The sequence below is a fragment of the Methylobacter sp. BBA5.1 genome (genome assembly GCF_000746145.1).
Lineage (GTDB): Bacteria > Pseudomonadota > Gammaproteobacteria > Methylococcales > Methylomonadaceae > Methylobacter > Methylobacter marinus.
Map to the genome: position 1 here is coordinate 127374 of NZ_JQKS01000014.1, position 13414 is coordinate 140787.

Sequence of the window (13414 nt, forward strand, 5' to 3'; positions counted from 1 at the left end):
TTATGCCCAAAATACCTTATCCCGATAACTGGAGTGATATCGATACCGCACTCTACAACAGGTCGATAAAGGTATTTAATTCCGTCAGAAAAATGCTGAGCGTCAAGTTCAAGCTCCATGCCGATACTCAGGTTCAGCAAGGCGATATCTTTTTATTCAATCATTTTTCGCGCTTTGAAACGTTCATTCCGCAATTTCTGATCTATGAGGAAACCGGCGCCTACAGCTGCGCCATCGCCTCCGGCGAATTCTTTGAAGGCGATACCGTGCTGGCCCGCTACCTGAGAAACGTCGGCGTTTTCCCGCACGATCACCAACGCCTGTTTCCGTTGCTGGCCGAACAGATACTTCGCGGCCGCAAAGTCATCATTTTCCCCGAAGGCGGCATGGTCAAGGACCGCCGCGTCATGGACAAAAAAGGCCATTACAGCGTCTATTCCCGACTGACCGGTGAAAGGCGCAAGCACCACACCGGTCCCGCCGTGCTGGCGCAAGGTCTCGAAGCCTTCAAAGCCACGATCCGCAATGCCTATTCCGATAAAAGATACGATCAGCTGTTGCGCTGGAAGGAAGAACTGCACCTCGACAATCTCGACCAATTGCTGACCGCCGCGCTCAAGCCGACCCTGATCATACCCGCCAATATCACGTTTTATCCGATCCGGTCCGATGAAAACCTGCTGCTGACCGGCGTCGAACTGTTCGCCGACGGCCTGAGCCTGCGCCAGACCGAGGAATTGCTGATCGAGGGCAACATCCTGCTCAAGAATACCGACATGGATATCCGCATGGGCGCGCCGGTCGACCCATATAAAGTCTGGCACTGGTGGAACCGCTATCTGCTGGACCTGGTCGCCGCCGAATTCACCACCCTCGATGATGTGTTCGCGCTGCATGCCAGGCCCAGGAACTGGAAGCAGAAGCTGCTGGGCTCGTATTTTAAAAAAAGCGCCGCCGCCACGCGCAACCAGTACATGGAAGAAATCTATGCCAATGTCACGATCAACCTGAGCCATCTGGCCTCGACGCTGATCATGCATTGCATCGAGCGGGGCCGGCAGCAGATCGAGCGCCAGCGTTTTTTCACGACCTTGTATATCGCCGTCAAGCATCTGCAGAACAACACCAAAATCAATCTGCACCGGAGCCTGCTGAACCCGATCGATTACAGCGATCTGATCACCGGCACCAGCAAGCGCTTCGAGCAGTTCATCACGGTGGCGATCAGCAACGGCCTGATTCTCGAATACGAAGATTACTATCAGTTTTTGCCCAAACTGCTGGAAGAGCATGATTTTGACAACATCCGCCTGGAAAACCTGATCGCGGTTTACGATAACGAAGCCGAACCGATCACCGCCGTGCGCAAGACCATGGTCAAGGCAATGGCCGAATACGATCATATCGACCCACAAAAGCTGGCCGCCTGGCACTTCGACGACGAATGCCGCGATTTAAGCTGGGAACAGCATCTGTACAGCAAATCCCATTTTGACGACATCAACGAGCATGAAACGGCCACCGCCGATCCTTCGCCGTTTTTCCTGCAGCCCGAGCACGCTAACGGCTCCGGCGTATTGCTGATACACGGCCTGCTCGCCAGCCCCGCCGAGACCCGCAGTTATGGCGAACATCTGGTCAAACAGGGCTACACGGTCCTGGGCGTCAGGCTGAAAGGCCACGGCTCGTCGCCGTATGCCCTGCGCGACCAGAGCTGGCAGGATTGGTACGCGTCCGTGCAGCGCGGCTTCAACATACTCAAGGCCCACTGCAAGCGGATTGTCGTCACCGGTTTCTCCACCGGCGGCGCGCTGGCGCTTAAGCTGGGATCGGAAGGACATCCGGAAATCATCGGCGTCAGCGCCATTGCCGTGCCGCTGAAGTTCCTCAACCCGACCTTTATGCTGGTGCCGTTACTGCACGGCACCAATAAACTGGTCGGCTGGGTTTCAGCCTATGAGGGCGTCAAACGGTTTATTGAAAACATACCGGAAAATCCGTCCATCAATTATCGGCATACCCCGATCAGAAGTTTATATGAGTTGAGGCTGCTGATCGAAGACATGGATAGCTATCTGCCGCTCATCAATATCCCCGTCCTGGTCATTTATGCCGATCAGGACCCCATCGTCTCGTTCAAGAGCGCGCAGGAAATCTTCAACAAACTCGGCACCCCCCACAAGCAGCTCATGGTCGTTAATGCCAAACAGCACGGCATCCTGTTAAATAATATTGGAAAAACCTGGGAAATGATTCATGATTTCATGACCGGCTGCGTCGATGAAACCAATAAACCGGAGGCGGGTCAAAGAAGAGCTAGCGGAATTTTACTTAACCTGAAAACTTAACTTGCCGGAGTCGAGTCATTAGAAATTAAGGAACGGGAATTATAAAATTCACGTTCCTAAGTCTATTTACAGGAGATAAGGACCATGAAAAATGTTGTTATTGCTGGATATTGCCGGTCGCCGTTTACGCCTGCCCACAAAGGCCGCCTAGTAAAAGTCAGACCGGACGATCTTGCAGCTCGGGTTGTCAAGGGACTCATAGAAAAAACCGGCGTCGACCCGAACGATATCGAAGACCTTATCCTGGGCTGTGCCTTTCCGGAGGGCGAACAGGGGCTTAACGTCGCCCGTCTGGTCGTCAATCTGGCCGGGCTGCCGATTTCCGTCGCCGGCATGACCGTTAACCGCTTCTGCGGCTCATCCATGCAAGCCATACACATCGCCGCCGGCGCCATTCAACTGAATGCCGGCTCCGCATTCATCTGCGCCGGGGTCGAATCCATGACCCGGATTCCGATGGGCGGCTACAACTATATGCCCAATCCCGCCCTTTTCGAGACTTTTCCCCAGGCCTATATCAGCATGGGCGACACCGCCGAAAACCTGGCCCGGCAATACGACATCCCCCGCCTCGACCAGGAGGCTTTCGCCCTGTTAAGCCAGCAAAAGGCTTACGCGGCCCAGCAACAGGGCCGGCTGGCCGATGAAATCATCGCGATCGACACGCCGGACTTCGGGCGCGTGGACCAGGATGGCTGCATCCGGCCGGATACCAATGCCGAGGCACTGGCAAAACTGCCGCCCGCTTTTCAGGCGAACGGCAGCGTCACGGCCGGCACCTCTTCGCCGCTGACCGACGGCGCCGCCGCGGTGCTGGTTTGCAGCGAGGAATATGCCGACGCGCACGGACTCGATAAACTGGCGCGCATCAAGTCGACCGCCGTGTCGGGCTGCGCCCCGGAAATCATGGGCATCGGTCCGGTAGGCGCGACCGGCAAAGCTTTGCAGCGCGCCGGGCTCGAACTGGACGATATCGACATCGTTGAATTAAACGAGGCATTTGCCGCACAGTCCATCGCCGTCCTGGCCGCCATGCCGATCGCATTGCATAAACTGAACCTGGACGGAGGCGCCATCGCTCTGGGCCATCCGCTGGGCGCATCCGGCGCCCGCATTACCGGCAAAGCGGCCAGCCTGCTCAAGCGCGAGAACAAACGCTATGCATTAGCCACCCAATGTATCGGCGGCGGTCAAGGTATAGCGACCATTCTGGAGGCAATCTGATGGAAATAAAAAAAGTCGCCGTCATCGGCGCTGGTGTCATGGGCGCCAGCATCGCCGCTCATATCAGTAACGCCGGCGTACCTGTGTATTTGCTCGACATCGTTCCCGAAGACGCCAAAAACCGCAATATCATCGCTGAAACGGCCATCAAGAAACTGCTGGCGGCCGAGCCGGCGCCGCTGATGCATAAAAACAACGCGCGGCTGATCACGCCGGGCAATATCGAAGACCATCTCGACTGCCTGGCGGATGCGGACTGGGTTATCGAGGCCGTCATCGAAGACCCGCGGATAAAAAAGTCGCTTTACCAGAAGCTGGTATCGGCTTGCCGCGATGACTGCCTGATCTCCTCCAACACCTCGACGCTGCCTTTGGCGCTGTTGACGCAAGACCTGCCGGAAAGCTTCAGGCAGCGCTTCATGATCACGCATTTTTTCAACCCCCCCCGCTACATGCGGCTGCTGGAGCTGGTGGCCGGCCCTGACACCCGGCCCGAACTGGTCGAAACGGTCCGCCGCTTCGCCGATATCAAACTGGGCAAGGACTGCGTCGCCTGCAAGGACACGCCCGGCTTTATCGGCAACCGCATCGGCGTGTACTGGCTGCAATGCGGCTTGCTGGAAGCGATGGACCGGCATCTGACCGTCGAGCAGGCCGATGCCGTCATGGCGCCTTTCGGCATACCGAAGACCGGCGTCTTCGGCCTGCTGGACCTGGTCGGCCTGGATCTGATTCCGCATATCCTGACCAGCATGGCGCATTCGCTGCCGCCGGCCGACGCGTTTCATCAAGTCAACCGGCTGCCTGACCTGGTCAACAACCTGATCAGGGACGGCTATACCGGTCGCAAGGGCAAAGGCGGCTTTTACCGGCTGAACGAAACCGGCGGCCGGCGCGTCAAGGAAGCGATCGACCTCGAAACCGGCGCTTATCGCCCGGCCGAAAAGCCCAGGACCGACGATCTGCATGAATCCGTGGGCGCGATCGCCCGTACTCCCCTGCAAGCCTTGTTATCCGGCTCAAGCCCGGCCTCCCTTTACGCCTGGCAGGTCTGGTCGAAGACCCTGGCCTATGCCGCCGGGCTGGTGCCCGAAATAGCCGACGACATCGTTGCCATCGATACCGCCATGCGCGAAGGCTTTAACTGGCAATACGGGCCGTTCGAACTGCTGGACCAGATCGGCGTCGACTGGTTCGTTGACAAACTGCGCGCGGAGAACCGCGAGGTGCCGCCGATATTGGCCGCAGGGCAGCCCTTGTATCGGGCCGATGCCGGACAACTGAGCTTTACCGATCTGTCGGGCCATTACCGGCCGGTGCGCAGAGCGGAAGGCGTGCTGCTGCTATCCGATGTAAAACTACGGCGGCCGGCCGTGCTGGTCAATCCCTCGGCCAGCCTATGGGATATCGGCGACGGCGTGGCCTGCCTGGAATTTCACAGCAAGATGAACACGCTGGACATGGACACCATGACGTTGATCAGGCAAAGCATCGACAAAGTCAGCAATGAATTTTCGGCCCTGGTCATTCATAACGACGGCGAAAACTTCTCCGCCGGCGCCAATCTCACCTTGCTGATGGAGGCCATTCACAACAGCGACTGGCCGGCCGTCGAGCAATTGATCCTGCATGGACAGCAGACCTATCAGGCCCTGAAATTCGCCCCCTTCCCGGTTGTCGGCGCGCCATCGGGACTGGCATTGGGCGGCGGCTGCGAGATTCTGCTGCATTGCGACGCCATTCAGGCGCATGCCGAGTTATATGCCGGCCTCGTCGAAGTCGGCGTCGGCCTGATTCCGGGCTGGGGTGGCTGCAAGGAATACCTGCGCCGCTGGCTGAAGCACCCCAAGCGTCCCGGCGGCCCCATTCCGCCGGTTGCCAAGGCCTTCGAAACCATCGGCATGGCCAAGGTATCGAAATCGGCTTTCGAGGCGAAAGAACTGTTGTTCCTGGCGCACAGCGACGGCATCAGCATGAACAAAAACCGTCTGCTGGCCGATGCCAAGGCCAGGGCGCTGGCGCTCAGCCAGGATTATGCGCCACCGGAACCTTGTGTTTACCCGATGCCCGGCAAGACCGCCAGGATATTGCTCGGCATGGGCGTCAAGGCCCTGCATCTGCTGGGCAAGGCCACCGATTACGATGTCGAGGTCGGCGCCAGGCTGGCCTATGTGTTGAGCGGCGGCGATAGCGATATCACCTCGCCCTTGGCCGAAGGCGACATCCTGGCGCTGGAAAGAGAAGCCTTCGTGCAATTGGTACAGCAGCCCGGCACCCTGGCGAGACTGGACCACATGCTGAAGACCGGCAAACCGTTAAGGAATTAATGAAAACGGTATGAATTTTCTTAATTCACCACGAAGATCACAAAGAAAAGATAAAGCCAATCAATGCATTAAAACTTCGCGCTCTCGATGGCTGTTCCAGACGCAATGCTGCCGCCTCCGTTCTGGGGGGCTCATGTTCTTTATGGCTAAACTTTAATATCGAAAACGTTAACAGTTTCAGGCGGCCCGTACGTATCAACCGTTAGGGAATTGAAAAAAGCCGGCAATAAAAATTGTGTATTCAGCGCGAAGTTTCATGTTGAATGCACATTCATCACAAACCAAGGAGAATAATAATGCTCTGGTTACTTGCCCTAATCATCCTGTTGGGGGTGCTTGCCTATTACAGAACGTCGCTGCTGAGATCGACAATCGTCGCCACTCTGTTCCTGAGTGTTTATACCCTGTTAAGTAACCTGCCGCTGCTGAATGCCTTGTTGTGGCTCGGCTTTTTGTTTTTAGCCATACTGTTTAATGTCCGCCGCCTGCGCCGACAGTTTATCAGCAGCCGGATTTTCAAACTGATGCAGGCGGCGCTGCCCACCATGTCGCAAACCGAACGCGAAGCGCTGGAAGCGGGCAATACCTGGTGGGACGCGGAACTGTTCTCGGGCAGCCCGAACTGGAAAGTGCTGCGGAACGTGCCGGCCATCTCGTTGACCGAGGAAGAACAAGCCTTCCTGGACGGTCCCGTCGAAACCCTCTGCGCCATGCTCGATGACTGGGACATCACGCACAACCGCCAGGACCTGCCCGAAACGGTCTGGGACTATATCAAAAAGCACAAATTCTGCGGCATGATCATTCCGAAGCAATACGGCGGCCTGGATTTTTCCCACACGGCGCATTCCGCCTGCGTCATGAAGATTGCCAGCCGCAGCACCACGGCGGCCGTCACGGTCATGGTGCCCAATTCCCTCGGGCCCGCCAAATTGCTGCTGGAATACGGCACCGAGCAGCAAAAGGACTATTATCTGCCGCGCCTGGCCGCGGGCGAGGAAATCCCGGCTTTCGCTCTGACCGGCCCGCATGCCGGCAGCGATGCCGGCGCCATGCCCGATACCGGCATCGTCTGCCGGGGCCAGTTTGAAGGCCGGGAAGTGCTGGGCATCCGCCTTAACTGGGAAAAACGCTATATCACGCTGGGTCCCGTCGCCACGGTGCTGGGCATGTCGTTCAAGCTTTACGATCCGGACCGGCTGATCGGTGACCAGGAAAGCAGGGGCATCACCGTGGCCCTGATACCGACCAACACGCCCGGCGTATCGATCGGCAGGCGCCATTTTCCGCTCGATTCGGCGTTTCAGAACGGACCCAATTGGGGCAAGGATGTGTTTATTCCGATGGACTGGGTCATCGGCGGCGTCGAACAAGTCGGCAACGGCTGGAAAATGCTCATGCAGTGCCTGGCCACGGGCCGGGCCATTTCGCTGCCGGCGCTGAGCGTGGGCGCGGCCAAAGTCACCTGCCGCAATACCGGCGCTTATGCCCGCATCCGCAAACAGTTCAATCTGCCGCTCGGCGAATTCGAGGGCGTGCAGGAACCGCTCGCGCGCATGGCCGGCGAAACCTATATTCTCGATGCCGCGCGCCAGGTCACGACCGCGGCCCTGGACTATGGTAAAAAGCCCTCGGTGATTTCGGCCATCGTCAAGTACGAACTGACCGAGCGCATGCGCCGCGTCATCAACGACGGCATGGATATCCAGGCCGGCTCGGGCATCTGCATGGGACCGCGCAACTACCTGGGCCGGCTGTATCAGGTGATACCGATCAGCATTACCGTCGAGGGCGCCAATATCCTGACCCGCACGATGATGATTTTCGGCCAGGGCGCCATCCGCTGCCACCCGTTTATCCAAAAGGAAATGGCCGCCTTGCAGCAGGAGCCTTCCACGCAGGCGCTGCGGCAATTCGACGAGATCCTGTTCCAGCATATCGGCTTTTTCCTCCATAACCTGGCCGCGAGCTTATGGCTGGGACTGACCGGCGCCGGTTTCCTGCGCCGATTGCCCGGCGACCGCACGACCAAGCGCTATTACCGGCGGATCGCGCGTCTGAGCGTTGATTTCGCGCTCATCGCCGACTTCGCTTTATTGACCTTGGGCGGCTCGCTGAAGCGCCGGGAAAGAATCTCGGGGCTGTTTGCCGATGCCTTGAGCAATCTGTATTTGTGTTCCTGCGTGCTTAAGCATTTCCATGATCAGGACTGCCCCGCTGACGATGCGCCCCTGCTGCATTGGGCCTGCCAGCAAACCCTGCACCGGACACAACAATCATTGCTGGCTATTTTATGGAAACTGCCGTTGCGGCCCGTCGCACTGCTGTTGAGATTGCTCACCTTTCCGATCGGCAAGCCTTATGCCCCGCCCAATGACCGATTGATCCACAAAACCGCCTCCCTGCTGCTGGCGGATACCCCTGCTCGCGACCGCTTGACCCATGGCATTTACATCAACAATAAAGCCGACGATGCGACCGGCCGCATTGAAGTCGCTTTTAAAGCCGTACTGGCCGCAGCGCCCGTGGAAGCCAAACTCCGTGCCGCCCAGCAGCGCAAGCAATTGCCTAAAGGCGCCCAAACCGACATTATTGCCGAAGCGGTAACTTTGGGCATCATCACGCAGCATGAAGCGGACTTGATCGCCGCCGCCGAGCAGGCCAGAATCGCCGCCATCAGCGTCGATGATTTCAGTCCGGAAGAATTGACACGCCACCGCGCCGAGCAGAGCTGACAGGCCCCGGTGCCGCCTGTTTCCCGACAATAGTGCAATACCTGGCGTGCAAGCCCGACTATTTAACAAGCACGGTCAGGTGTTGTACCATATCGCTCCAATCACTTTAAATGCCTGAGCCCTGCCTCAAGCTGGAATAATCGGAGAAATGAATGCCTGTCAGTGTTGATGATTTTAAAAAAGCGCTACAACTTTGGGCCAGCGGCGTCACCGTGGTTACCACACAATCCGGGAAATTTGGGGTGCAAGGCATGACCGTCACCGCATTTTCCAGCGTTTCAGTCGACCCTCCTCAAATACTGGTATGCATCAATGACTCGGCCGATACCGGCGTGGGCATTGAAGAAAGCCAGTGCTTTGCCGTCAATGTACTGACTTCGGACCAGCAGGACGTTTCCAATCAATTCGCCGGCGGCCGCAGCCAGAAAGAGCGCTTCGAGAATGCCGCCTGGGAACCCGGCACGACCGGTGCCCCCATCCTGACCGACAGCCTCATGTCGCTGGATTGCAAAGTGGTTGAGAAAGTGCGCGCCGGCACGCACTGGATCATGATCGGCGAAGTGCAGGACACGATTTGCCGTTCGGGCGATCCGCTGCTGTATTATTGCGGCAATTACCGGCAGCTTGTCTGACGCCCCCCATCCGGCAGCAGATCCTTAGGGTCGAATTGATTCGACCCGAAATGCGCCCCATTCTTGATAGCATGCCGCCTTTGATAAACCCGGCCTCCTGAAAATCGCCAAGGCCGGGCTTTGGCCAAACGCCAGCCCGGCCTACTGAGGCTGTACATTCTCTGAGCTGATGACCTTCGCTTCCCGCACAATGGAACGGACATGAATATCCCTTTGCGGAAAAGGGATCTCTATATTGTTGTCGCGGAAGGCCTGATCGAGCCGAACGAGCAAGTCGTGCGTGACAGGCACCCGGTTCGCCAGCTCACTGACATAAACCCGAATGGAAAAATCCAAGGAACTCTCGCCGAAACCCACAAACACGACGCCGGGTTCAGGGTCCGCCAGTACTTGCGGAATGGAACGTACCGTATCGATCATGACTTTATGCGCCAATCCCACATCGGAGCCGTAAGCAATGCCTACAGGAATCACGACCCGGGTAGTCGCATCGCTTAAGGTCCAGTTCACGAGCTGGCTGGTGATAAAGGTTTTATTCGGCACGATCAGTTCTTTTTGATCCCAGTCTATCAGCGTCGTGGCACGCATTTGGATACGGCTGACCTTGCCGCTGATATCGCCGATAGTCACGGTATCGCCCACGCGCACCGGCCGCTCGAACAGCAAAATGATGCCGGACACCAGATTGGCGAAGATTTCCTGCAAGCCGAAGCCCAGGCCGACACTGAGCGCCGCCACCAGCCACTGCACCTGCGACCAGCTGCCGCCGAGTTCATTGGCGACGCTGATAAAACCGATGGAGATCAGCACATACTTGGCCAGCTGATTGACCGCATAGCGACTGCCCGCCGCCACCGATATGCGCCTGAATATCAAGACTTCCACGACACCGGAAAAATTGTGCACGGAGACGATGACAATAAACACATACAGTCCGGCCAGCAGCAAATTAGTCAGCGTTATCGGTTGATAGCTTTCCTCTCCATCGGCGATCACCTGATGTTGCCAGAGCACGATGTTGTCCAGAAACGAAAACGCCGGCAGGATGTTTTCCCAGATCATCCAGAATCCGATAACGAGGCCGAAACTGATAAAGACATTCAGCAGTTTCGTGGTTTGAGCATTGATCTTAGGAATATCGATCAGCTCTTCGTCACTGGGCAGCACGGGGTCTTCCGCGCCTGCCGCCGCTTGCTTCGTGCTACTGCTGGCCGCGCTTTTGCGTTTTTGCCGGACATTTTTCAAGGCCAACTGCCGATTGACCAGTGTTAACCAGCGTACGACCATTTGATGCACGATAGCGGACACAAACAGCAGCCGCAGCGTGACCGTCAGTTTTTGCTGCAATTCCACCGCGCTCTGATAATAGCCGGCGGCGGCGAAGCCAATCACAATGACAGGCACCAGGATGCTGGCCGGATACCAGATGTAGCGCAGCCGGGCCACCCAGCCGTCGGAGTTGTCTTTAATGTAATCCCGCAACAGGCCCGAGGACGGTTTTAACGCCTTGGCCACAAAGACCGCCATGACCATCATGACGATAATTAGAGCCAAGCGGCCGAGGTTATCGCTATGGCTTGAAATGCTGGACGCTTCGGCGGCATGTATAGTGAATAGGGCCGGCAGGACAATAAAACGGATCCAGGCGATCTGGCTGCGCAGAAACCCGGTTGTGCTTTCCTGCCATTGAAAGTGTTTACGCGCAATGCCTTTGGCGGCAAACAGCCGATAAAAAAACTCGAGGAAAAACCAGGGAGCCGCAATGCCCTGCAAACCTGCCCCGACCGACCGGCTAAAATCGTCAATATGGGCATGAGTGGCTAAAAACCAGCCCAGATAATAAAGAAACAGCGGCAGCGGCAACACCAGCACCAGCGTGTATGCCAGCGCCTCCAAGGTATAGTTGAATTTATCCGTATAAATTTTCTCGACTTTTTGGGAAATGGCCGTCAACTGCCGTTTTGCCCAGTTCCTGGCTAATATGGAAACCGTCATGACGAACAAGGCAATTATGCTCAGAAACAGGTTTTGCAACGCCACCCGGAACGTATCCTTAGCCACGGCCAGCCAGTTGTGCGGCGACAGCAGCCATTGAATCGAATGGTACAAGTCGACGATAAAATCCGAATCGATCGGGGCGGAACTGGGCACCCACAATAAGCGTTCGTCCAGATAGACGGCAAAACTCTCAGCCTGCTTGATCATCTGCTGCCTGGCAAAATCCAGATCGCCCAGCGTGCGCAGATAGGTGGTGTAATCAGCCGACAGCTTATTCAACAAGTCTTTCTGGCTGTCCAGCAGCATGCGCAATTCGGCCTGTATCATCATGCGCCGGTCGGCCGGCATTGCCGCATCGACTTGGTCCATGAACATGCGCAGTTCGTCATCGATATTGGTGAGCTTTTTCAACTTGTCCTCAACCTTGAATTGCTCAAGACTGGTTAAAGCCGTTTCGTTCTGGATCGTTTGCGATTGCTGCGCAAATTGATCCTCAGTCGGCAGATTGCGGCGCTGCTCGCGCAATATCTTGCCCAGCGCGGGACTCAGTCCGGCCAGGCTGATTTTCTTTTCGGCGCTTTTAAAATCGTTGCTGATTTCCGTGGATTGTTCATCGACACGGTTTTTTTGTTCGGCGTATTTATCAATCTTGGTCGTGATAATTTGCAAATCCCGGCTCAATTGAATGTTTTCGCGTGTAACGACCTGAATTACCGCATGCTTGCCGGCAATTTCTTTTTCCGCCTGGCTGAGTGCTTCCTGCACCTCCCGGGCTTCCTCCAGGTGCCTCTCGGCCAGCAGATTTTCAATGGCGCTTACCACGGGTGTCAGCGCGGCTTTCTCCACATTCAGCAACTGTAGCTCTGCTTTGATCTGCTCCACCCTGGCCGGGTTGCTGATCGCCTCTATTTCCAGCATCTTCAGCTCGGCCGCGCGTGATTCGATCAGGGTTTTCAACTGCATCTGCCAGGCTTCGAGCTCGGGTTTTGCATCGGCATTGCCGGCAGGCAAGTCCAATTGTTTTCGTGCCGAATCCAGCGCCTGTTCGGCCGCCACGATTTCCTCGCGTATGAGCTGCGGGCGGCTGTTTTGCCTCATCAGCTCGTCTTCCAGCCTTCTAATCCGCTCATCCAGGCTGCTGACCTTGCCTCTTTCAAGAATAAGCCGCTGCTCCAGCTCCGCGATGGGGATATTGCTGAAATCCTCTATTTTTTGTTTGGCCAGTTTTTTCTGGAGCTGGTCAATCTGCTTTTGCAGACGTCTGGTTTTATCCGGCGCCTTGGCAACGGCTTCCTTAAAGCCGGCCGCCTGATTGTTGAATTTTTCCGCATTGGCCAGATTGTCCTGCGCGGACTGATAGAACTTGAGCATCTTGGTCTTCAAGGCTTCATCCAGGCCTTGCCGCGCGTTCAATGCTTCGATCCTGGCCTGCAACGCATCCCGGGTAATGCCGGCATTGCCTCTTTCCTGCGCCGTATTGGACGATGTTTGTTCTGCCCAGACCGGAAATGAGCCGAAACAGAGAATAAGCACCAGGCACAGTAAATGATGAGTCATTGAATTAACAGCAGAGCGGGAATTCATACTTTTCATGAAGAATTAAGGACAACAGGGAGAAAAACAGAAGGTATTACACCGTTACAGAACGGGACGCCATGCCCGATTGTTCGGCTATTCTATCAGAAACCCGGCCATTATCAGCCTGCTTCCGGGTCGTTATTAACTGATGTTACGCACGGACGATTTTATCCCGTTTGCCGCGCCGAGCACCGCAGCTTTCGGCGAGACAAATCGGCAGGATAGCCGATTTGCATGCATCGCACCCAAAGGGCGAGGTACAGGGATGTGCCGAGTGAGCAGCCCAAAGGGGCGCTGCATGGATGCAGCGCGTTGCCAAAGGGACAGGAAGTCCCTTTTGGCAACCCTCGCCGAAAGCGAGGAGCGCAAGGAAAAAGCGGCAACGGGCGGCCTTTTCTTTGGTTACTTTCTTTTGGCCGCGCAAAAGAAAGTAACTCGCCTTCGGGTGCGATAAACCCGATTCAAACAATCGTCGCGCTAGCGACACTTTGCTAAACCGATCTGAATTCAACTTACTGCGTAACATCAGTTATTAAACCAATAATAGTGGAGCGCCTGAAAAAACAGCCCGA

Annotated in this window: 6 protein-coding genes; 5 read left to right on the forward strand and 1 reads right to left on the reverse strand. The window is 56.3% G+C overall.

Going from position 1 to position 13414, the window contains the following annotated elements; translation table 11 throughout:
- Window positions 1-2 precede the first annotated feature (2 nt).
- The 5 genes from EK22_RS10100 (at window position 3) to EK22_RS10120 (ending at window position 9266) form a co-directional block, all read left to right on the forward strand.
- Window positions 3-2348, forward strand: a complete 2346-nt coding sequence (locus tag EK22_RS10100) for an alpha/beta fold hydrolase (protein WP_036250577.1) — start codon at window positions 3-5, stop codon at window positions 2346-2348.
- Between the two features lie 84 nt (window positions 2349-2432).
- Window positions 2433-3572 (forward strand): thiolase family protein, encoded by a 1140-nt coding sequence (locus tag EK22_RS10105; RefSeq protein WP_020160316.1) that lies wholly within the window; start codon window positions 2433-2435, stop codon window positions 3570-3572.
- The gene (locus EK22_RS10110) at window positions 3572-5899 is read left to right on the forward strand and encodes a 3-hydroxyacyl-CoA dehydrogenase/enoyl-CoA hydratase family protein (protein WP_036250581.1); all 2328 of its coding nucleotides are present in this window, start codon (window positions 3572-3574) and stop codon (window positions 5897-5899) included. Before EK22_RS10105 ends, EK22_RS10110 begins: the two co-directional genes overlap by 1 nt.
- A gap of 296 nt (window positions 5900-6195) precedes the next feature.
- Window positions 6196-8634, forward strand: a complete 2439-nt coding sequence (locus tag EK22_RS10115) for an acyl-CoA dehydrogenase (RefSeq protein WP_036250582.1) — start codon at window positions 6196-6198, stop codon at window positions 8632-8634.
- A 152-nt stretch (window positions 8635-8786) separates the two neighbouring features.
- The gene (locus tag EK22_RS10120; RefSeq protein ID WP_036250584.1) at window positions 8787-9266 is read left to right on the forward strand and encodes a flavin reductase family protein; all 480 of its coding nucleotides are present in this window, start codon (window positions 8787-8789) and stop codon (window positions 9264-9266) included.
- Between the two features lie 141 nt (window positions 9267-9407).
- Here EK22_RS10120 and EK22_RS10125 read toward each other — a convergent pair whose 3' ends face one another.
- On the reverse strand, window positions 9408-12821 hold the full coding sequence (locus tag EK22_RS10125; RefSeq protein ID WP_036250587.1) for a mechanosensitive ion channel domain-containing protein: 3414 nt from the start codon (window positions 12819-12821) through the stop codon (window positions 9408-9410).
- Window positions 12822-13414 lie beyond the last annotated feature (593 nt).